Raw genomic sequence first — 20,943 nt, 5'->3', positions numbered from 1 at the left:
CGACACGGCACTGTCGCAAGCCAACGACCTTTGCCCTTGCAGGCCTTGAAAACGATGTTACCGTCCGCCTCAGCCGACCTGCATCAAAGACAGGCGCATGCCTAAAAATGAACCGGGGAGGTTCGCTTATGCCCGATGGGGCCAATTTGCCCGCTGGGACGACGCCCGTATTGGACGTACAGCACCTCAAGACCGTGTTCCGCGTGCGCGGCGGCGAAGTCCACGCAGTCAACGACGTCAGCTTTGCCTTGGGTGCCGGTGAATTGCTCGGCGTCGTCGGCGAAAGCGGCTCCGGCAAGTCGGTCACGATGATGTCGCTGCTGGGCCTGCTGCCCTCGCCCCCCGCCGACGTGCGCGGCGGCACCGTCACCTTCGAAGGGCAGGACCTGCTGGATATCACCGCAGAGCAGCTGCGTAAGGTCCGCGGCGGGCGCATCGGCTTCGTGTTTCAGGACCCGATGACCTCGCTCAACCCCGTCTTCACCATCGGCTACCAGATCATGGAGCCGTTGAAGGAACACATGGGCCTGAACAAATCCGCCGCCCGCGCCCGCGCGCAGGAATTGCTGGAACTGGTCGGCATCCCCGGTGCCGCCGACCGCCTGAACGACTACCCCCACCAGTTTTCCGGCGGCATGCGCCAGCGCGTGATGATCGCCATCGCACTCGCCTGCGACCCCAAGGTGCTGATCGCGGACGAACCGACGACGGCGCTCGACGTGACCATTCAGGCGCAGATCATCGAGTTGATGAAGGAATTGCGCGACAAGCTGGGCATGGCCGTGATCTGGATCACCCACGACCTTGGCGTCATCGCCGGCATCGCCGACCGTGTCATCGTCATGTACGGCGGTCAGGTCGTCGAACACGCGCCCGTCAAAGAGCTGTTCCGCAACCCGCAGCACCCCTACACCCGCGCGTTGCTGACGACGATTCCCAAGATCAGCGGCGAACGCGCCCGCCGCCTGACGGTCATTCAGGGCCAGCCACCGATCATGGGCGACGCCCCCACCGCCTGCCCGTTCCGCGACCGCTGCGACGTGGCGATCCCGCGCTGTGCCCGCGAAAATCCGCCGCGCTACAACCTTGGCGGCAACCACGATGCGGCCTGTTTCGTCGCCAAGGGGGCCCCCAATGCTGGATGACAAGCCACAACGCCCGCTCGTGCAGGTCCGCGACCTGCAGATGCACTTCCCGATCTACTCGGGCCTGTTCCGCCGCCAGACCGGTGCGGTCAAGGCCGTCGACGGCGTCACCTTCGACGTCATGGAAGGCGAGACTCTGGGCCTCGTCGGCGAATCGGGTTGCGGCAAATCCACCTGCGGCCGCGCGATCCTGCGGCTCTATGACATCACCGGCGGCGAGGTCGCCATCGACGGAAAACGCATCGGCCAGATGTCCCAGGGCGACCTGCGCCCCCTGCGCCCCGCCATGCAGATGGTCTTTCAGGACCCGCAGGCGTCCCTGAACCCCCGCATGACGGTCGAGGCGATCATCCGTGAACCGCTCGACGAACACACCAAGCTGACGACGGCGGAAAAGGAAACCAAGGTCGGCGAGCTGATGGACGCCGTGGGCCTGAACCGCCGCTTCGCCAAACGCTACCCGCACGCCTTTTCTGGCGGCCAGCGTCAGCGCATCGGCATCGCCCGCGCGCTGGCGCTGAACCCCAAGTTCATCGTCTGCGACGAACCCATCGCCGCCCTCGACGTGTCGATTCAGGCGCAGGTCGTCAATCTGCTGGAAGACCTGCAGGAAAAGTTCGGCCTCACCTACCTCTTCATCAGCCATGATTTGTCGATGGTGCGCCACATCGCGACACGCATCGCGGTGATGTATCTGGGCAAGGTCGTCGAACTGGCCCCGCGCGGTCCGCTTTATGACGACCCGCTGCACCCCTATACCAAGGCGCTGCTGTCCGCCGTTCCCGAACCCGATCCGTCCCTTGCCCAGACCCGCGAACGCGTGGTGCTGCAAGGCGACGTGCCGTCCCCCGCCAACCCGCCCAAGGGCTGCAACTTCTGCACCCGCTGTCCGGCGGTCATGGAGGTCTGCAAACAGATCGAACCCACATACCAAGAGGTGCAACCGGGCCGCTTCGTCGCCTGTCACCTGTTCGAGTCAACCGGCACGGCGGATGCAACCGCCGGCCATCCGTAGTGCATCAGTAAGGGAGAAGAACCTGATGAAATTGAAGACAATCCTCATGGGCGCTGCCGCGACTCTGGCCTTTGGCCAGATGGCGCAGGCCCAGGACACGAACCCGGGCGGCGAACGCGGCCGCGACGGGGCCGTGGGCATCATCTACTGGCAGGCCCCGTCCATCATGAACAGCTACCTCTCCGGTGGCACCAAGGACATCGAGGCCGCCTCCCTCGTGATCGAGCCGCTGGGCCGCTACGACGAAACCGGCGCCCCCGTGCCATGGCTGGTCGATGAAATCCCGACCGTCGAAAACGGCGGCGTGGCCGAGGATCTGACCTCGATCACATGGAAGCTGAAAGAGGGCCTGCTGTGGTCCGACGGCACCCCCTTCACCGCCAATGACGTAAAGTTCACCGCCGAATACTGCATGAACCCCGAAGGCGGCTGCGCGCAGCTGGCCAAGTTCGAAGGCGTAAAATCGGTCGAGGTCATCGACGACCTGACCGCCAAGGTCACCTTCAACGAGCCGACCCCGAACCCCTACGGCCCCTTCATGGGCAACCAGTCCCCGATCATCCAGGCGGCCCAGTTTGCCGAATGCACCGGCGCGAAAGCCCCCGAATGCACCGACGCGAACTTCATGCCGATCGGCACCGGCCCCTTCGTGGTCAAGGACTTCCGCACCAACGACGTGATCCAGCTGGAAGCCAACCCGAACTACCGTGACCCGTCCAAGCCCGCGTTCCAGTCGGTCACCTTCAAAGGCGGCGGCGACGCAGAGGCCGCTGGCCGTGCCGTGCTGCAGACCGGCGAATACGACTACGCCTGGAACCTGCAGCTGGCCCCCGACGTGATCGCAGCCATGGCCGAAGGCGGCGTCGGCACGCCGATTTCCGCATTCGGCACGCTGGTCGAACGGATCGAGATCAACCTGACCGATCCCTCGCCCGACCTGCCCGAAGGCGAGCGGTCCACCGCCGCCCACCCGCACCCCTTCCTGACCGACGAAAAGGTCCGCCGCGCGCTCTCCATGGCGATCGACCGGAACCTGCTGGTCGAGGTCGGCTACGGCGACGCGGGTCGTGCGACCTGCAACATCGTGCCCGCCCCGGAACTCTTCGCCTCTGACAACACCGGCTGCCTGACGCAGGACATCGAAGGCGCCAAGGCCCTGCTGGACGAAGCCGGCTGGACCGACACCAACGGCAACGGTGTGCGCGACAAGGACGGGGTCGAGATGAACATTCTCTACCAGACCTCGACCAACGCCGTGCGTCAGGACTTTCAGGCCCTGATCAAGGATTGGTGGGAACAGATCGGCTTTGGCGTTGAACTGCGCAACGTCGACGGCTCCGTGTTCTTCGGCGGTGACCCGGGTTCGCCCGACACCTTCCAGAAGTTCTATGCGGACGTTGAAATGTACGCCAACAACTTCGACGGCACCGATCCGGGCTCGTATCTGGCCGAACGCACCTGCGGCAAGGCGCCGCGTCCCGAAACCCAGTGGCAGGGCGAGAACATCAACCGCTTCTGCTCCGAGGAATACGACGCCCTCGTCGCTGAACTGGGCAAGACCGCAGAGCTGGAACAGCGCGCCGTCATCGCCAAGCAGCTCAACGACATGCTGACCAAGGACAGCATGTCCATGCTGCCGCTGGTCGACCGTGGCCGGGTCTCCGCCCACTCCAAGACGCTGGGTGGCGTGATCCTGAACACATGGGATTCCGAACTCTGGAATGCCGCCGACTGGTACCGCATGAAGTCGTAAGACACCTCGTCCGGGCGGCCCGCGCCGCCCGGACACCTCGTCGCCCTCCTCCCAAAGTCCTGAACCAAGGCGTCCCACCCATGCTGACCTACACCTTCCGCAGGCTGCTGATCTCGATCCCGACGCTTTTGTTCATCGCTTTCGTGATCTTCATGCTGCTGGAACTCGCCCCCGGCGATCCCATGGCCCAGATGCCCCTGACCATCCCGCCAGAGGTCAAGGAAAAGATGCGCATCGCCTTGGGGCTCGGAGAGCCGTGGTTCATCCGCTTCCCCCTGTGGCTGAAACAATTCTTCATCGTCGAGCCGCAGTACTGGATCGACAACGCGTTCGGCACGAACTTCGCCGACGGCGCACAACGCATCGTCAGCTTCCAGTCGCGCTCCCCCGTGTTCGATACCATCGCACAGCGCCTGCCGCAGACGCTCTGGGTGGTCGGCATGTCCTACGTCGTGGGCGTCATCATCGCGCTGCCCATCGGCATCATCTCAGCCTACCGTCAGTATTCGGTCTTCGATCAGGCCGGCACCTTCGTGTCGATGATCGGCTTTTCCGTGCCGCCGTTCTTTTCCGGCGTGCTGCTGATCGTGATCTTTTCCGTGACGCTGGGCTGGCTGCCGTCGATCTATGACACGACACTGGTGGTGAACAGCTGGGCCACCTTCAAGATGCAGCTGATGCAAATGGTCATGCCCGTCATGGTGCTGGCGCTGCAGACCACCGCACAGGTCAGCCGCTACATGCGCGCCTCGATGCTCGACAACCTCGGGCAGGACTACGTGCGCACCGCGCGCGCCAAGGGCATGACCGAAAGCACCGTCGTGATGAAGCACGTGCTGCGCAATTCCATGATCCCGGTCATCACCGTGATCGCCCTTGGCATCCCGTCGATCTTCGGCGGTGCCATCATCACCGAACAGATCTTCAAGGTGAACGGTCTGGGCCAGTTGCTGATCATCGCCCTGCAGGGGTCCGACATTCCGATGGTGATGACCCTGACCTTCCTCTTCGCGATCCTGATCGTGATGTTCAACCTGATTGCCGACGTCCTTTACGGCGTGTTCGACCCAAGGATCCGCTATGACTGACCGTGACATCCACGCCGACGCCGACAACCTGCTGGTCGCTGGCGACCCCACAGCCCCGGTGCAGGCCGTAAAGGCGCGCAACCAGTGGCTGGACGTCTGGGACCAGTTCAAGACCCACAAGGGCGCCGTCGCGTCGCTGGTCTTCCTGATCTTCATCGCCCTCTTCGTGCTGATCGGCCCGTGGCTCTGGGGCCTCGACCCCGCCGCCCTCGACATTCGCAACAAGGATATCCGCCCCATCGTCAACGCGCTTTGGGGGACAGACAAGGTCGCGTGGGCGCACCCCATGGGCACCGACAATCTGGGCCGCGACCTGATGGCGCAGATCATGCAGGGCGGCCGTATCAGCCTTGCGGTGGGCGCCGCCGCGATGGTCCTCGCGATCCTGATCGGCACTTTCGTCGGTGTCGTCGCGGGCTACTTCAACCGCCTCGACGGCGCGTTGATGCGCCTGACGGACCTGTTCCTCGCCCTGCCGCTGCTGCCGCTGCTGCTGGTGATGATGCTGCTGTTCCGCGATCCGCTGCGCTCAGCCTTCGGCCCGGAGGAAGGCATCTTCATCCTGATCGTGACCGGCATCGGCATCACAAGCTGGATGCACACCGCCCGCATCGTGCGCGGCGACGTGCTGGCGCTGAAAGAGCGTGAATACGTCCTCGCCGCGCGGTCCATCGGCACGCCCTCGCGCCGGATCATCACCCGCCACCTGCTGCCCAACGTGCTGTCGCCGATCATGGTCTCGGCCACCCTCGGGCTTGCCACGGCGATCATCACCGAATCCGCTCTGTCGTTTCTGGGCCTCGGCTTCCCGCCCGACTTCCCCACATGGGGCAAGATCCTCGCGGACTCCGTCCCCCGCATGACCGCCTTTCCAGAGCGTGTGATCTGGCCGGGCCTTGCGATTTCACTGACCGTGCTGGCGGTGAACTACATCGGTGACGGCCTGCGCGACGCGCTCGATCCGCGCATCCGGGGCATGTAGCGGAACCATTCGCCCCGCCCCGCATTGGGGCGGGACCGAAGGATTCCGTACGTTATGGCCGACACGACCCACGACCTGACGACCGGACCCGTCTGGCGCGCCCTCGCGCGCCTGTCCGCCCCGATGGTGCTGGGCATCCTTGCCACGCTGTCGGTCGGGCTGGCGGATGCCTATTTCCTCGGTCGCCTCGGCGGTGCCCCCCTCGCGGCCGTGGGGTTCATCTATCCGGTCACCGCAGCGGTCACCTCGCTCTCCATCGGCCTCAGCGCCGGGGCCAATGCCACTGTCAGTCAGGCCATCGGTGACGACCGCAACCCCAACCGCATCGGGCTGCACGCCGTGGGGCTTGGCGTGGCGCTTGCCGTGGTCATGGCCGGCGTCATTTACCTGATCTATCCGTGGCTGTTCCGCCTGCTGGGTGCCACCGGCGCCACAGCAACCGAGATCGCGGCCTTCATGCCGTGGTGGTGCCTGTCCTTTCCGTTCCTCGTCGTCACCATGCAGGCCATGGCGCTGTTTCGCGCCCATGGCAGTGCCGTGGCCCCGTCGCTGCTGATGACCGGTGCGGCGTTGGTCAACATCGCCCTCGATCCCCTGCTGATCTTCACCTTTGACTACGGCACCGCCGGGGCCGCCATGGCGACCTTCATCGCCCGCGCGATCTTTGCCGTGATCGCCGTCATCTACGCCCTGCACCGGGGCGTGCTGGTCTGGTGCGCGGACCTCAGCCGCGATCTGTGGTGGTCGCTCAAGGAGCTCGCCCGCGTCGGCGCCCCCGCCGCCTTTTCAAACGCGATCAATCCGGCGGGCATGGCCTTGGTCACCGCCGCCGTCGCGACCCTTGGCGATGCCGCCGTCGGCGGGTTCGGTGCGGCCACGCGGGTCCAGCAGATCGCCCTCGTGCCGATGCTGGCCCTGTCCGCCGGGATCGGCCCCGTCGTGGGTCAGAACTGGGGTGCAGACAAACCGCAGCGCGCCGCGCGCACCCTGCAGGCGGCCTTCGCCTTCTGTCTGGCCTACGGCCTGATCGTGGGCCTCGGGCTGGCCTTCGGCGCGCAGACCTTCGCGGGCTGGCTCACCTCGGACACCGGCACCGCAGGCTATGCCGCGGCCTACATGCGCATCGTCGGCTGGTCGCTCTTTGGCTATGGCTTTGTCGTCGTAGCCAATGCCGCGATGAACGCCCGGTCCCGGGCGGGCTGGTCGATGGGCCTGTCGCTGGGCCGGATCTTCGCCCTCTACCTGCCCGGCGCGTGGCTGGGCGTCGCCTTGCTGGATTTCACCGGCATCACGCTGGCCGCCGTCGCGGCCAACGTCGTGGCAGCCTGTGCCGCCTGCGTCATGGCGTGGCACCTGTCGCTGCTGCACCCCCGCAGCCTGCGCCTGACCTTCACCTAGTCAAGGTGCTTCTTCAACCGCTGCACCATCGCCCAGACGCCCAACAGCACCAGCGGCGTCACGATCGCCGCCATGGTCGTCTTGCTGATCTCGTACCGGTATTCCAGCGGCCCGAGGATATACATCGCCAGCGACACCGCGTAATAGCTGATCGCCACCGTCGACAGCCCCTCGACCGTGCGCTGCAGGCGCAACTGCGTATCCGACCGCTTGTCCATGCTCGCCAGCAGATCGCGGTTCTGGGCAGAGCGTTCCACGTCCACCCGCGTCCGCAACAGATCGCCCGCCCGCAAGGCCCGGTCGCTCATCGCCTTCAGCCGCCCTTCGGTCGATTTCACCGTCCGCATCGCGGGGTCGAACCGCCGCATCATGAACTCGCCAAAGGTCTGCCGCCCCTCGAACCGCTCCTCGCGCAGCACGGCGATCCGCTGGTTCACGATCGTCTCGTAGGCGCCCGTCGCCCCGAACCGGAACGCCGACTGGGCGACGATATTCTCCAGCTCTGCCGACACGGTCAGCAGGTTCTGCAACAGCGCCGCAGGCTCGCCCACGGGGCCGCACATCTCTGACAGAAGCGTGGTCAGCCGGTCGTCGATCGCCGCCATCTCGTGCCCCAGATCGCGCGCGCGGGACAGCCCCAGCATCGACATCGCCTTGTAGGTCTCGATCTCGCACAGGCGCTGCACGACGCGCCCCGTCCGCCGCTCTCCGGCCTTGTTGCGGGCAAAGACGGCAAAACGCATGTGACCGCCCGTGTCGATCCGGAAATCAGAGGCGATGACCAGTTCACCGTCCAGCACCCGGCTGATCGCAAGGCTTTCCGGCACGAACCAATTGTCCACCTTGGCCTCGATGCCCGAGTCACCGTCCAGCAGTTCGATCCGGATCAGCGCAGAGGTGATCCGCACGCCCGGTGCCTGCCGCAGCCAGTCGTCCGGAAACACCGCAAAGGTGCTGGCATCATAGGGGCGTTCGGCCACGCCCGGACCGAAGATGGTAAAGGTCACGAATTCCGTATGGCTTTCCCACTTCAGCAGATGCTTGCCCAGATGCCCCGAATAATGCGTGGCCCCCGGTTGCGGGTGCTGCGCGCCAAAGCGGTCAAGAAGCGCGATCAGATGCACCCGGTCCGCCTCGCGGTCGCGGCCTGCGGCGTTATGCGCGGGCTTGATCGCAAGGTAGGCTGCCCGCGCCGGGGCCTGCACCGCCGGAAACGGCCGCGCGTGCAGCTCGTTCGCCAGAGCATAGCGCAGGGGGTGGTCTTCGATCGCTGACATTTAGGCCGCCTTTTGAATGGTGTTGTCGACAACCTAGCGGGCTTTGCCACCACGTAAAACAAGAAAGCTCAACACTTAGAAACACTTAGCGGCGCACGATGGTATACCGCGCGCCGCCAGTCAGATTGCTTCGGATCAGGAAAACCCTTAGATCACAACGACATCCAGCGGCGGAAAGCCGTTGAAGCAGACCGATGAATAGGTCGAGGTATAGGCCCCGGTGTTGCGGATCAGCACCCGGTCACCGCTTTTCAGCGTCAGCGGCAGGTTCATCGGGCGCTTTTCATACAGCACGTCAGCCGAGTCACACGACGGTCCCGCCATGATGCAGGGCCCCGTGGCGTCGCCGTCGCGGTCCGTCTCGAACTGATAGCGGATCGCCTCGCCTTCGGTTTCGGCCAGACCGGAAAAACGTCCGATCGACAGATAGACCCAGCGGTGCACGTCACGGTCGGACTTGCGGCTGACCAGCATCACCTCGCAGGCGATCACACCCGCCTCGGCGACCATGCCACGGCCCGGTTCTGCCATGATGCGGGGGATGTGGCCGAACTTTTCGGTCACCAGCTCGATCACGCGGCCGGCATAGACCGTCGGCGTGTCGATCGCCTCGCCATAAAACGCCGGGAAACCGCCGCCGATGTTCAGCAGGTTCAGGTTATGGCCCGCGTCCTTGGCCGCTTTCCAGATCTCGGCCATCTGGTCCAGCGTCGGTGCCCACATCTCGGCCCGGCGGGTCTGTGACCCCACGTGGAACGAAAAGCCAACCGGCGTCAGACCGACGTCCTTGGCATAGTCCAGCAGCGTCAGCGCCAGACCGGCGTCGCAGCCGAACTTGCGCGTCAGGGGCCAGTCGGCCTCCGACGTCTCGACGATCAGGCGGATGTAGACATTCGCACCCGGCGCGTGTTCCGCGATCTTGTCCAGCTCTTCCTCGGCATCGGCGGCGAACAGCGTGATGCCATTGGCATGCGCCCAAGCGACGTCAGAGGCGCGCTTGATCGTGTTGCCATAGGAAATCGTGTCGGGGTGCGCGCCGGCGGCGATGCACATCTCGATCTCGCCTTTGGACGCCGCATCGAAATGCGACCCCAGCTTGACCAGACGCTCCAGCACCGGCTTGGCGGGGTTCGCCTTCACCGCATAGTGGATGTCGGCATGACCAAGGCCCGCCTTCAGCGCGTTGTATTGCGTCTCCACGCGATCGCAATCGATCACGAGGGTCGGTTTGTCGAAATCGCGCCCGGCGACGTAAGCGTCCAGCTTGGGGGTGGCGACACGAACAGGCGCTTGCGCGCCAGCAGTTGATGCAATCATGGTCATCTCCAGTAGACCCGGCCATTGAAGGGGATCAACCCCCTCCGAGACCGCTCAGTTCCAAGGGAGACGTTACCGTCGCTGCATGAACAATGCAAAGTGCAGGCCAGAGGCGCGTGCGTTGGCGTCTATAAGGCGCATTTGATGCAATCGCGGGGACCAATCAAGAGGATTTTCAGGATCGTGGTAAATATTTTGCAAGACGCCGCGCCGCCCGCTAGACCGCCCCCATGTCGCGCCTGATCCTGTTCAACAAACCCTTCGACGTGCTGTCGCAATTCACCGATGCGCGCAGCCCGACACCCCGCGCCACCCTGTCGGATTTCATCGACGTGCCAAGGGTTTACCCCGCAGGCCGCCTTGACCGCGACAGCGAGGGGCTGCTTCTTCTGACCGACGACGGCGCCCTGCAGGCCCGGATCAGCGATCCCCGCTTCAAGGCGCCGAAAACCTACCTCGTGCAGGTCGAAGGTGACCCTGCGGAAACCACCCTCGCCGCCCTGCGCCGTGGCGTCACGCTCAAGGACGGCCCGACCCGCCCGGCACAGGTGCGACGCATCGACACCCCGGACCTGTGGCCGCGCGTGCCACCGGTGCGATTCCGCAAATCCGTCCCCGATACCTGGCTGGAACTGACGATCACCGAAGGCCGCAACCGTCAGGTCCGCCGCATGACCGCCCACGCCGGCCACCCGACCCTGCGCCTCGTGCGCTGGCGGATCGGCGACTGGTCGCTGGACGATCTGGCCCCCGGCACATGGCGCGATGTCACCGGTTAAGGGTCCCCGTTAACCCATCGACAACCTCGATTGCGTATCTCCGGACGCAGGCCCCCCGGTCCCGACCCGAAGGTATGACATGACAGCCCACCCCCTGCCCGTGCCACAGGTGCCGCCCGCCGCAGACACGGGCCGCCTCAACCGCCTGATCTCGGGTCTGGGATCCGAAATCGTGGATATCGCGGCATTTCTCGACGACCTGCACCTGACGGCAGAGGATCAGTCGCGCACCCTGACCACCAGCGAAACCGCCTTGCGCGCGCTCGACACCGCGTCACGCACCGTGGGCCTCGCCGTGGCGGATCTGGCCGGTACCGCGCAGGCCAGCATCGACGCGGTGGACACCTCCGTGGCGACCCTGCGCAGCTCTGCCCAGACGGCGAAAACCGTGTCCAGCTTCGTCACCGATCTGGAAGCCCGGATCGTGCAGGTCCGCGAATCGCTGACAGCCGTGATGGCCGCCAATGCGCAGATCACAGACATCGCCATTCACGTGAACATCCTTGCGATCAACGCCCGGATCGAAGCCGCCCGCGCAGGCGACGCCGGCCGTGGCTTTGCCGTCGTGGCCGATGCGATCAAGGCGTTGTCGCACAAGACCTCCGTGGCGGCGGAACATGTCACCGACCAGACGGCGCACCTGAACCAGACCTTCGCAAAACTGCAGTCCGAATCGCAGGCCGTGGCGATGGACGCCCGCCGGGTGATCGACGCGGCGGCCGCGACCGACGCGGCGCTGATGGACATCGCCGGATCGGTCAAGGGGGCCTCTGACCAGACGGCCGTGATCGCGCGGCAGGTCGCACAGGTCAACGCGGCCAGCACCACCTTCGCCCCCGCCTTTACGCGATTGTCGCAACTGGCCAGCCGGACCGGCGACGGCGTGATCCAGGCCACGGCCCGCAGCACTGCCCTGATCGCCCGCAGCGAAGCCATCGTGCAAGAGGCGGCGCTGCTGGGCGGCCAGTCCATCGACACGCCCTTCATCACCTGTGTGCAGACCGCTGCCGCGCGCATCACCGAGGTGTGGGAGGATGCCATCGCCGCAGGCCGGATCGCGGCCCGCGACCTCTTCGACGATCGCTATCAGGCGATCCCGGACACGCACCCGCAACAGGTCGTCACGCGTTTTACGACATTCTGCGACGCCACGCTGCCCGCGATCCAAGAGCCGGCCCTGTCGCTCGATCCCAAGGTGGTGTTCTGCGCCGCGGTCGACCAGCGCGGGTATCTGCCCACCCACAACGCGAAATTCGCGCAGCCGCAATCGGCCGACCCGGTCTGGAACGCCACCCACTGCCGCAACCGCCGCATCTTTGACGATCGCGTCGGGCTGAAGGCCGGGCGCAACACCGCCCCCTTCCTGCTGCAGGTCTACCGCCGCGACATGGGCGGCGGCCGCTTCGTCCTGATGAAGGATGTCTCGGCGCCGATCCGCATCGGCGGGCGGCACTGGGGCGGGTTGCGTCTGGCCTATGCCTTCGACTGAACCCGCCCGCCGGTCACTAAGGAACGTCGGCGTAGAATTCGACACCCACCGTCGCCGCCTTGCCGTCCAGCGTGCCACCGCCCACCCCCGAACCGACCATGCTTTTCGGTGCCGGCAGCGGCGATGACAGCACCCGGTTGCCGACAAACTGGCCCCTGACCGTTCCCGCCGCGCGCAGGGGCTTGCCGTCGACCGACATCGCCGCCGCGAAATCGGTGGAAAACTCGTTCTTGTCCTCGGTCGCGGCGGTTGCCGGGTTGTTGCCGATCGACGACCGGGTCCCGCCCAGCGTGACCTGACCCGTCACCGGGACCGTGAACCCGATCTCACCCAAAGGCGAAAAGCCTTCCAGATTGTCGATCTTGCCTGTCACCTGCCCGCGGGCAAAATTCGCGGACAGTGCCGCGTCGCCCACGATCAGAAAGTCCGGATCAGGACCCGGCACGCCCTGCGCGATGCCAATCGCCGCCACGCCGTTGAAAGTGGCAGAACCGCTGGTCGGCATGCGGTCGTTGCTGGTCAGGTTCTGGGCGGTGGTGCGGTTGTATCCCGCTTCCGCGGCCCGCAGCCGCGACTGCAGCGCCGTGTTGTCCTCGTAGGACACACCAGAGGTGCCGCCGCACGCCCCAAGGGCCAGCAAGGCAGCAACAGACGTGAAAACTGAAAGACGCATGAATAAATCCTTAAAAAAGCGTTGATCTGTCATATCAACCCGCCGCCCCCCCTACGAGACGCCGGATGGAAACACTCTGTCGCAGAAAACAGCCCGCCGCCCGGTGGGGGCGGCGGGCACGAAGACACTGAAGGCGGCTTCAGTCGATCTTGGGCAGTAGCTCTTCCAGCGACTTCTTGGCGTCGCCATAGAACATCCGCGTATTGTCCTTATAGAACAGCGGGTTCTCGATCCCCGAATAGCCCGTCCCCTGCCCGCGCTTGGACACGAAGACCTGCTTGGCCTTCCAGACTTCCAGCACCGGCATGCCGGCGATAGGGCTGTTGGGATCGTCTTGGGCAGCCGGGTTCACGATATCGTTCGATCCGATCACGATGGCGACGTCCGTGTCCGGAAAGTCCTCGTTGATCTCGTCCATCTCCATCACGATGTCATAAGGTACGCGCGCCTCGGCCAGCAGGACGTTCATGTGGCCGGGCAGACGCCCCGCGACCGGGTGGATCGCGAAACGCACGTTCTTGCCCTGGGCGCGCAGCTTGGTCACCAGCTGGCTGACCGCCTGCTGCGCCTGCGCCACCGCCATGCCGTAGCCGGGGATGATGATGACGCTGTCGGCCTCGTTCAGGGCCGTCGCCACACCGTCCGAATCGATGGCGATCTGCTCGCCCTCGACCGCCATCGCAGGACCGCTTGCCCCGCCAAAACCGCCAAGGATCACGCTGACGAACGACCGGTTCATCGCCTTGCACATGATATAGCTCAGGATCGCACCGGAAGAGCCGACCAGCGCACCGACCACGATCAGCAGGTCGTTGCCCAGCGAAAAGCCAATCGCCGCCGCAGCCCAGCCGGAATAGCTGTTCAGCATCGACACCACGACGGGCATGTCCGCCCCGCCGATGCCCGTGATCAGGTGATAACCGATGAACAGGGCAGCCAGCGTCATCAGGAACAGCGGAAGCAGCCCACCGGTGTTGAAGTACCAGAACAGGCACAGCAGCGAGACCGCCGCAGCACCCGCGTTCAGCATGTGACCGCCCGGCAGCTTCTTGGCGGCCGAATCAACCTTACCGGCCAGCTTGCCGTAGGCGATGACCGACCCGGTAAAGGTCACGGCCCCGATGAAGACACCCAGAAACAGTTCGACCCGCAGGATGTTAATCTCGACCGCCGACTTGTGCGCCAGCAGGGCGGCAAACCCCTCAAGCGCCTCCCGCTCTGTCGGCATCATGCCCAGCACGCGGTTCAGTTCGATATGCGCGATATAGCCGACAAAGACCGCCGCCAGACCGACAAGGCTGTGCATCGCAGCCACCAGTTCGGGCATCTGCGTCATCTGCACCTTGGTCGCCAGTTGATAACCGATGGCACCGCCACCGACGATCATCAGCAAAGACAGCAGCCAATAGCCCGCCCCCGGCCCGACCAGCGTGGCCGCGATGGCCAGCGCCATGCCGATGATGCCGTACCAGACGGCGCGCTTGGCGCTCTCCTGCCCCGACAGACCGCCCAAGGACAGGATGAAAAGAACCGCTGCGACAACGTAAGCCGCTGTTGTGAAACCGAATTCCATAATCTCTTATCCCTTCAGGACTTCTGGAACATGGCAAGCATGCGCCGTGTGACGAGGAAGCCGCCAAAGATGTTGATGCCCGTCATGAACACCGCGAGGGCGGCCAGCAGGACCACGAGGAACGAGCCCGACCCGATCTGCACGAGCGCGCCCAGAATGATGATCGAGCTGATCGCATTGGTCACGGCCATCAGCGGCGTGTGCAGGCTGTGCGCCACACCCCAGATCACCTGAAACCCGATGAAGACCGACAGCACGAAGACGATGAAGTGCTGCATGAAGCTGGCCGGCGCCACCAGACCGATCAGCAGCAGGATCGCCGCACCGACCGCCAGCAGGCCGACCTGCGTCTGCGTTTCCTTCTTGAAGGCGCTGATTTCGTTGGCGCGCTTCTGTTCTGCCGTCAGTTCCTTGGGCTTTTCCTTCTTCGGCGCCGCCGCGATCGCCGCGACCTTGGGCTTCGGCGGCGGGAAGGTCACCACGCCCGCGTGGGTTGCCGTGGCGCCACGGATCACGTCGTCGTCCATGTTGTGATTGACGACGCCGTCCTTGGCCGGTGTCAGGTCGGTCATCATGTGACGGATGTTGGTCGCATAAAGCAGCGATGCCTGCGTCGCCATCCGGCTGGGGAAATCGGTGTAGCCGACGATGGTCACGCCGTTATCCGTGACGATCTTCTCGTCCTTGACGGTCATCTTGCAGTTGCCGCCGCGTTCCGCCGCAAGGTCCACGATCACCGATCCGGGCTTCATGCTCTCGACCATGTCGCGGGTCCAGAGTTCCGGCGCGTCGCGGCCGGGGATCAGCGCCGTCGTGATGACGATGTCCATGTCCGGTGCGATCTCGCGGAATTTCTTCAGCTGGGCGGCGGTGAATTCAGGCGACGACACCGAGGCATAGCCACCGGTGGCAGAGCCATCTTTCTGCTCTTCCTCGAAATCGAGAAAGACGAATTCCGCTCCCATCGATTCGACCTGCTCTGCCACTTCGGGCCGCACGTCGAAGGCATAGGTAATCGCCCCAAGCGAGGTCGCCGTGCCGATGGCGGCAAGGCCCGCGACGCCGGCGCCGACAACCAGCACCTTGGCCGGGGGCACCTTGCCAGCTGCGGTGACCTGTCCGGTAAAGAAGCGGCCGAAATTCGCGCCCGCCTCGATCACCGCGCGGTAGCCCGCGATATTGGCCATCGACGACAGCGCGTCCATCTTTTGGGCCCGGCTGATCCGGGGGACCATGTCCATCGCGATGACGGTGGCGCCCTTGGCATTGGCAGCGGCCATCAAATCGGCGTTCTGGCCGGGATAGAAGAAGGAAATCAGCGTCTGCCCCTCGCGCAGCATCGCGACCTCGGCGTCCGAGGGCGGACGGACCTTGGCCACGATATCGGCCTGGCTGAACAGGGCGTTCGCATCGTCGACGACGGTCACATCGGCGGCGCGGTAAGCGTCGTCGGTGAAACCGGCCGCCATCCCGGCCCCCGCCTCGATCAGACAGGTGTGACCCAGTTTCTGCAAATCTTTCGCCGAGGCCGGGGTCATCGCGACCCGCGCCTCGCCTGCGTATGTTTCCTTCGGTGCGCCGATTTTCACGCCGTGTCCCCCTCGTGTCATCCCGGACATGACGGCCCGGCTTCGCGCAACTTTATTTTACGCGCCCGGGGTTGCAAGGGGCTTTCGGGCCGCAAGCCGTCTGTGTGGCATATTCAATGGTATGAGTTCCACTTGCACCCGCCCTCTTGCTTGTTAGCATCGGGGGATAAGCGGAGGATCACATGGAACACATCGGCAAGCACGCCCTCGTCACCGGGGGCGGCAGCGGCATCGGTCGCGCGATCGCAGAGGCGCTGGCCGCCGCAGGGGCAGAGGTCACGATCACCGGACGCCGGGCGGCGGTGCTGAAGGAGGCTGCCACAGGGTCCGACCGCCTGCATCCACTGGTGATGGACGTGAACGACGAAGGGTCGGTCCGCGACGGCATCGCACAGGCGGTTACTGCGCGCGGACCAGTCGCGATCTGCGTGGCGAACGCAGGCATTGCCGACGGCGGTCCGTTTCTCAAGACCTCTCTTGCGGACTGGCGTCAGACCATGACGACCAATCTGGACGGTGTGTTCCTGACCTTTCAGGCCGCCTTGCACAGCCTGCCGGAGGACAGCCCCGGGCGGTTCATCGTCGTCAGTTCCATCGCCGGCATCCGGGGGCTGAAGAACGCGATTCCCTATACCGCATCGAAACACGGCGTCATCGGCCTGATCCACGGGCTGAGCGAGGAGTTCATGTTCAAGCGGCCCGTCACCTTCAACGCGCTGTGTCCGGGGTATGTGAATACGGATATCGTCCACAGCCAGTTGCCCGGCCTGATGCGACGGTTCGACGTGGACCGCGACGCGGCAGAGGCGATGGTCGCCAAGGGCAACCGTCACATGCGCCTGTTGCAGGTCGACGAGACGACGGCGGCGGCGATGTGGCTGTGTTCCGACGCGGCGCGCAGCGTGAACGGTCAGTCGATCCAGATCGCGGGCGGTCAGGTCTGAGGCGGATTACATTTCAAAAGCCAAATGTTTCGCGTGCGAGACATATTATGTAAAGCGAGGGGTTCTTGTTCATCTGTTTGAGCGCGGGGTAAATCCGGAGGCCATGACTGGGTACCGTTTCCGGCTTTGCCGAGACACGTCAGCGGAGATTGAAAGGGATCATTCATCGGCATAAACGAAACATGAAGATCGTCCGTGGCGGGACCGCAGGCAATTTCAGGCCCTGCGATCACAGCTTCAAGCGCTGCATCACATCGCGCATCCGGAGCGCGTGTGAACAGGGGAGAAGCGGACTCCCGCGGTTGACGCCGCGAAGGTCCAGTTCGAGCCCATGTTGCAAGATTTCTGCTTAGCAGCGAACTTCGGCTGTCAGTAGACGGTCAAAAACCTTCAACAAGACCTTGGGTTTGGGACGGGGTTTTTGGTATCTTCCACTGAGGTAGTTTGCGCATGTTTCAAAAACGAGGGTTTGTGGCACGGGCTATCGAAGGTGAAATGTGAGATAAACCAACTGAAATAGCTTTTTCAATCTTGCCGCAGTCAGCGAGAGCGAAATTTGGTAGGGTTAAATACCGTTTTTGCTACGGGTGTTTCAAGTGTTGCGCGGCTTGTACATCATTCCTGCTGCGCCATATCACACGGAATAATATGATTCCGCTAGCAAACAATACGGGTCCCGAAAGAGAAACCCGCTGGGGGGTATCTTCATCTACGACAATCAAGCCAAAACTTACAATGATACCGAAAACGATCGTCATGAAGAACCAATAGGTGGCGATGATCAGGATTGCAGCGGCAATCGTATATCGTTCTGTCTTGCTCCCATGACGCATGACCGCATCAATCAGCAGGCAGGCGGCAGCGGCCAGCATTGCGAGATCATAGTCGTAATTGTAGGGACTGACCAGCGCCGACACGAAGACTCCGGCTCCCATCAGGACACGCGGCGACAGGTTGGCTCGGCTCAGAAGGATTAAAGCCGCAATGGCCGCGGCGACACCTGTCACGTGAAGGGACAGCGCCGCCGCGTGCCCGAACCCGACGGAAAGACCGAAGGCATAGAGTGATGTCATACGAAAGAGCGGGAACCGCCCATCGTGCAGGGCATCTGCCGTTTCCGCCATGCCCCCCAGGGCCGCGGCCCAGACACCTGTGCCGAACACCAGCGTTGCTAGCGCCGCAAAGATGCCAATGACCGCGAAGGATTGGACGGCCATGCCCCAGCGGCGATCCAGCAGCGACCAGATGCCGACACCCAGGGCCAGATGCGGTTTGATCGCCATCAGACCCAGCGGTACGCCGGACCAGTGCGACCGGCGCAGCGCCAGCACGCAGGTCAGCCCGATCAGGCCGCCGGTCAGGAAACTGTTCTGGCCCGACCGGATGATCAGCAGCGTCAGGGGCAGGAAGAGGACGAGGATCATGTGGAATGCCGGCCCGGCCAGCGCCCTGACGACCCAGACGTAGAATCCCAGCGTCATAACCATGAACACGATGTAGGATGGCGCAGCGGGCAGGAGTGAAAGCGGGGCGACCACCAGATCGAAGAAGGGTGGGTAGCTCCATAACATTTCGCTGCCGTTGAAGCCGGGCACCTTGGTCAGTCGCGGCAGGAAGGTGTCCACCGCATAGGCCGCCCGAAGGTTGCCTTCAGCGATCATGGTACTGACCAGATGGAAGACGTCGAAATCCAGCAGCACTTTTTTCTTAAGCACGACAGGGAATACGGTTTCCAACGCGACGAATCCGATCAGGGCCGCGGTGACCGCAGCCAGCAGAGCTAGTGTCACGGGCCTCAACTGTATCATGGGAATACTCCGTAATCTAGCTTCGGTCCGGCGACCGCAAGTTCGGCAAAGACCCACAGACAGGCCACAAGAAAGGACGAAGGCTGCACGATGAGGGCGACCAGCGCCATCGCCAGTTATATCTCGCCACCACTGCTCGTGCAGAGGGCCGTGTTCAGGCTGCTGACCGCGAGGGACATGGCCATTGCATCCAGAAACGGTCCGTTTGAGCTTTCTTCATTATATACGGGAACAACAGGCGTAAGCATGGTCTGTTTCTGCGTCTCGACGAGGGCGGCATCCGCCGACAAGTTGGGTTTGACGATGCTTATCATGCTATCCTATTTCGATGTCTGGGCGTGACGACATGTGTCGCTGCGCTCGAATAGAGCACATGCGGTGCAACAATGTTTATAAAGTGGCCGCCTGTGGCCATATTTATGAAACATTCGACTGTGGTGTGTATTGAAGGCAATCCTGGTTAAGGTATGTGCCTCGCTTCTTGCAGAAGGGGATCTTCGGCATGCCCTCATAGTAGAATGAGGAAACCACAAATGAGATTTTAAACCCAAACTGCTATATTAAATACTCTTCCTTGCCCTTAATGGTATTTATAGCCACCTCCCAAAAACCACCGTTTGTAGAACGGTTCACCAGACCGGACATTGGTGCATGTGCAGCGAAGGTCTGAAAGGTCCGCTTACCCGACCTTCGTGCGTTCTGCGGCGCAGGTCCGGTTTGGGCAGGCACGGGGGGCTGAGGTCCGAACGTGCCGGGACGGGAGCAATGACGAGACACGGGATCTCCGGCATCCCGAGGAGAGGCCGGAGGTCCCGTCTGGATCGCCATGCCTCAGGCGGGCATGTCGGCCTTGATGCGGTCGCCGATGATCTCGGCCGTGGCGGCGGAGAGGGTCCAGCCCAAGTGACCGTGGCCGGTGTTGTAGTAGACGCCGGGGCGTTTGCCGGCGTCTACCTTGGGCAGCATGTTGGGCATCATCGGGCGCAGGCCGGCCCAGGGCACGGCGTGTTCGGTGACGACGTCGGGGAAGTAATCCTCGACCCATTTGACCAGCGGGCGGACGCGGTCGTCGCGGATGTCCCAGTTGTAGCCGTTGAACTCTGCCGTGCCCGCGATGCGCAGGCGGTCGCGGCCCAGACGCGAGGTCACGACCTTGGCCTTGTCGTCCAGCAGGCTGACCCAAGGGGCGGCGTCGCGGCTGGCATCGTCGTCAAGCTTGACGGTGATCGAGTAGCCCTTGACCGGGTAGATGTTCACGCGGTCGCCCAGCATCTTGCCGAATTTGCGGCTGCTGACACCGGCGCAGACGACGAGGGCGTCGAAGGAATCGTCGAACTTGGCACCCTTGTTGTCCTTCCAGTGGACGGTATGACGGGCGTCCTTTTGCACGATCTTCGTCACGTCGGAGCTGTAGTGGAAATCGACGCCCTTGCGCTGGCAGGCCTCTGACAATCCGCGGCTGTAGAGGTGGATGTCCCCCGTGGCGTCCGAGGGGGTGAAGAAGCCGCCATAGAAGTCGCCGTGGACGGTGGGTTCGATGGTCTTGATCTCTTCCTGGGTGACGGCCTGCCGTTCGAGCCCGCCTTCGGCCAGCAGGGCGTTGACCTTCATCGCGTGGTCATAGTCGGATTTCGTCTTGTAGACGTGCAGGATGCCGCGTTCCTCGATATCAAAGGCGAAGCCTTCCTTGGCGGCCGTGGCGTGCAGGTGTTCGCGGGCGGCGATGGCGAGGCGGACGGTTTCGACGGTGTTCTTGCGGTAGTGCGGGATGTTGGCCACGAATTCGGCCATCCAACTGTATTTATGCCAACTGGGCTTGGGGTTCACCAGCAGCGGCGCGCTGCGCTGGGTCATGTATTTGAGGCCCTTGAAGACCGTGGACCACTGGTTCCAGACCTCGGCGTTGGAGGCCGAAAGCTGGCCGCCGTTGGCAAAGGAGGTGTCCATCGCCGCATAGCGGTTCTGGTCGAACACGGTCACGTCGTAACCCCGGTTCAGCAGCGCATAGGCGGTTGTCACGCCGGTTACACCGGCGCCGATGACGGCAATTTTCTTCATCCGTTCAAGTTCCTTGCAGCAGATCACGTCTGGTGCGGACCATCCGCACCGCGAC

At 63.7% G+C, this 20,943-nt stretch carries 17 protein-coding genes; 9 read left to right on the top strand and 8 right to left on the bottom strand.

What is annotated here, in order from left to right; translation table 11 throughout:
* Positions 1 to 128: 128 nt before the first annotated feature.
* The 6 genes from GLR48_RS13295 to GLR48_RS13270 all read left to right on the top strand — a co-directional run bounded on the left by GLR48_RS13295 (position 129) and on the right by GLR48_RS13270 (position 7,381).
* On the top strand, positions 129 to 1,145 hold the full coding sequence (locus GLR48_RS13295) for an ABC transporter ATP-binding protein (RefSeq protein ID WP_237062166.1): 1,017 nt from the start codon (positions 129 to 131) through the stop codon (positions 1,143 to 1,145).
* Complete coding sequence (locus tag GLR48_RS13290) at positions 1,135 to 2,160, top strand: ABC transporter ATP-binding protein (protein WP_272911408.1); 1,026 nt, start codon at positions 1,135 to 1,137, stop codon at positions 2,158 to 2,160. The genes GLR48_RS13295 and GLR48_RS13290 overlap by 11 nt, the downstream gene beginning before the upstream one ends.
* A gap of 25 nt (positions 2,161 to 2,185) precedes the next feature.
* Positions 2,186 to 3,913: a peptide ABC transporter substrate-binding protein gene (locus GLR48_RS13285; RefSeq protein ID WP_237062165.1), complete on the top strand. Its 1,728-nt coding sequence runs from the start codon at positions 2,186 to 2,188 to the stop codon at positions 3,911 to 3,913.
* Positions 3,914 to 3,993: 80 nt separating this feature from the next.
* Positions 3,994 to 5,001 carry an ABC transporter permease gene (locus GLR48_RS13280; protein ID WP_237062164.1) on the top strand — a complete coding sequence of 336 codons (1,008 nt, stop codon included), beginning with the start codon at positions 3,994 to 3,996 and terminating at the stop codon, positions 4,999 to 5,001.
* On the top strand, positions 4,994 to 5,983 hold the full coding sequence (locus tag GLR48_RS13275; RefSeq protein ID WP_237062163.1) for an ABC transporter permease: 990 nt from the start codon (positions 4,994 to 4,996) through the stop codon (positions 5,981 to 5,983). The genes GLR48_RS13280 and GLR48_RS13275 overlap by 8 nt, the downstream gene beginning before the upstream one ends.
* Positions 5,984 to 6,037: 54 nt before the next feature.
* Entirely contained in the window at positions 6,038 to 7,381 is a 1,344-nt protein-coding gene (locus tag GLR48_RS13270; protein ID WP_237062162.1) for an MATE family efflux transporter, read from the top strand.
* On the opposite strand, the gene GLR48_RS13265 is transcribed toward GLR48_RS13270, so the two are convergent.
* Entirely contained in the window at positions 7,378 to 8,658 is a 1,281-nt protein-coding gene (locus GLR48_RS13265) for a DUF3422 family protein (protein WP_237062161.1), read from the bottom strand. The two genes, GLR48_RS13270 and GLR48_RS13265, sit on opposite strands and share 4 nt — an antisense overlap.
* Positions 8,659 to 8,805: 147 nt before the next feature.
* Complete coding sequence (locus GLR48_RS13260; protein ID WP_237062160.1) at positions 8,806 to 9,975, bottom strand: type III PLP-dependent enzyme; 1,170 nt, start codon at positions 9,973 to 9,975, stop codon at positions 8,806 to 8,808.
* A gap of 230 nt (positions 9,976 to 10,205) precedes the next feature.
* Between GLR48_RS13260 and GLR48_RS13255 the strand changes: the two genes are divergently transcribed.
* Positions 10,206 to 10,754 carry a pseudouridine synthase gene (locus tag GLR48_RS13255; protein ID WP_237062159.1) on the top strand — a complete coding sequence of 183 codons (549 nt, stop codon included), beginning with the start codon at positions 10,206 to 10,208 and terminating at the stop codon, positions 10,752 to 10,754.
* A 79-nt stretch (positions 10,755 to 10,833) separates the two neighbouring features.
* Entirely contained in the window at positions 10,834 to 12,243 is a 1,410-nt protein-coding gene (locus GLR48_RS13250; RefSeq protein WP_237062158.1) for a methyl-accepting chemotaxis protein, read from the top strand.
* Positions 12,244 to 12,259: 16 nt separating this feature from the next.
* On the opposite strand, the gene GLR48_RS13245 is transcribed toward GLR48_RS13250, so the two are convergent.
* The 3 genes from GLR48_RS13245 to GLR48_RS13235 all read right to left on the bottom strand — a co-directional run bounded on the left by GLR48_RS13245 (position 12,260) and on the right by GLR48_RS13235 (position 16,078).
* On the bottom strand, positions 12,260 to 12,916 hold the full coding sequence (locus GLR48_RS13245) for a hypothetical protein (protein ID WP_237062156.1): 657 nt from the start codon (positions 12,914 to 12,916) through the stop codon (positions 12,260 to 12,262).
* 139 nt (positions 12,917 to 13,055) lie between these two features.
* A complete protein-coding gene (locus GLR48_RS13240) occupies positions 13,056 to 14,489 on the bottom strand; it encodes an NAD(P)(+) transhydrogenase (Re/Si-specific) subunit beta (RefSeq protein WP_237062155.1) in 1,434 nt (477 codons plus the stop codon).
* 14 nt (positions 14,490 to 14,503) lie between these two features.
* A complete protein-coding gene (locus tag GLR48_RS13235) occupies positions 14,504 to 16,078 on the bottom strand; it encodes a Re/Si-specific NAD(P)(+) transhydrogenase subunit alpha (protein WP_237062154.1) in 1,575 nt (524 codons plus the stop codon).
* A gap of 182 nt (positions 16,079 to 16,260) precedes the next feature.
* On the opposite strand from GLR48_RS13235, the gene GLR48_RS13230 reads away from it, so the two are divergent.
* Entirely contained in the window at positions 16,261 to 17,022 is a 762-nt protein-coding gene (locus GLR48_RS13230) for an SDR family NAD(P)-dependent oxidoreductase (protein WP_237062153.1), read from the top strand.
* A 581-nt stretch (positions 17,023 to 17,603) separates the two neighbouring features.
* Here GLR48_RS13230 and GLR48_RS13225 read toward each other — a convergent pair.
* The 3 genes from GLR48_RS13225 to GLR48_RS13215 all read right to left on the bottom strand — a co-directional run bounded on the left by GLR48_RS13225 (position 17,604) and on the right by GLR48_RS13215 (position 20,888).
* A complete protein-coding gene (locus tag GLR48_RS13225; RefSeq protein WP_237062152.1) occupies positions 17,604 to 18,830 on the bottom strand; it encodes a glycosyltransferase family 87 protein in 1,227 nt (408 codons plus the stop codon).
* A gap of 116 nt (positions 18,831 to 18,946) precedes the next feature.
* Positions 18,947 to 19,144, bottom strand: coding sequence for a hypothetical protein (locus GLR48_RS13220; protein WP_237062151.1), 198 nt, complete (start codon positions 19,142 to 19,144; stop codon positions 18,947 to 18,949).
* A 517-nt stretch (positions 19,145 to 19,661) separates the two neighbouring features.
* Positions 19,662 to 20,888, bottom strand: coding sequence for a D-amino acid dehydrogenase (locus GLR48_RS13215; RefSeq protein ID WP_237062150.1), 1,227 nt, complete (start codon positions 20,886 to 20,888; stop codon positions 19,662 to 19,664).
* Positions 20,889 to 20,943 lie beyond the last annotated feature (55 nt).

Source organism: Loktanella sp. M215 (genome assembly GCF_021735925.1).
Classification (GTDB): domain Bacteria; phylum Pseudomonadota; class Alphaproteobacteria; order Rhodobacterales; family Rhodobacteraceae; genus Loktanella.
This window is presented reverse-complemented; position numbering and strand designations above follow the sequence as displayed.

Bases quoted from the DNA above. Each gene is read 5' to 3' on its own strand.
- GLR48_RS13295 (WP_237062166.1), top strand. From the start codon at position 129: ATGCCCGATGGGGCCAATTTGCCCGCTGGGACGACGCCCGTATTGGAC.
- GLR48_RS13290 (WP_272911408.1), top strand. From the start codon at position 1,135: ATGCTGGATGACAAGCCACAACGCCCGCTCGTGCAGGTCCGCGACCTG.
- GLR48_RS13285 (WP_237062165.1), top strand. From the start codon at position 2,186: ATGAAATTGAAGACAATCCTCATGGGCGCTGCCGCGACTCTGGCCTTT.
- GLR48_RS13280 (WP_237062164.1), top strand. From the start codon at position 3,994: ATGCTGACCTACACCTTCCGCAGGCTGCTGATCTCGATCCCGACGCTT.
- GLR48_RS13275 (WP_237062163.1), top strand. From the start codon at position 4,994: ATGACTGACCGTGACATCCACGCCGACGCCGACAACCTGCTGGTCGCT.
- GLR48_RS13270 (WP_237062162.1), top strand. From the start codon at position 6,038: ATGGCCGACACGACCCACGACCTGACGACCGGACCCGTCTGGCGCGCC.
- GLR48_RS13265 (WP_237062161.1), bottom strand. From the start codon at position 8,658: ATGTCAGCGATCGAAGACCACCCCCTGCGCTATGCTCTGGCGAACGAG.
- GLR48_RS13260 (WP_237062160.1), bottom strand. From the start codon at position 9,975: ATGATTGCATCAACTGCTGGCGCGCAAGCGCCTGTTCGTGTCGCCACC.
- GLR48_RS13255 (WP_237062159.1), top strand. From the start codon at position 10,206: ATGTCGCGCCTGATCCTGTTCAACAAACCCTTCGACGTGCTGTCGCAA.
- GLR48_RS13250 (WP_237062158.1), top strand. From the start codon at position 10,834: ATGACAGCCCACCCCCTGCCCGTGCCACAGGTGCCGCCCGCCGCAGAC.
- GLR48_RS13245 (WP_237062156.1), bottom strand. From the start codon at position 12,916: ATGCGTCTTTCAGTTTTCACGTCTGTTGCTGCCTTGCTGGCCCTTGGG.
- GLR48_RS13240 (WP_237062155.1), bottom strand. From the start codon at position 14,489: ATGGAATTCGGTTTCACAACAGCGGCTTACGTTGTCGCAGCGGTTCTT.
- GLR48_RS13230 (WP_237062153.1), top strand. From the start codon at position 16,261: ATGGAACACATCGGCAAGCACGCCCTCGTCACCGGGGGCGGCAGCGGC.
- GLR48_RS13225 (WP_237062152.1), bottom strand. From the start codon at position 18,830: ATGATACAGTTGAGGCCCGTGACACTAGCTCTGCTGGCTGCGGTCACC.
- GLR48_RS13220 (WP_237062151.1), bottom strand. From the start codon at position 19,144: ATGATAAGCATCGTCAAACCCAACTTGTCGGCGGATGCCGCCCTCGTC.
- GLR48_RS13215 (WP_237062150.1), bottom strand. From the start codon at position 20,888: ATGAAGAAAATTGCCGTCATCGGCGCCGGTGTAACCGGCGTGACAACC.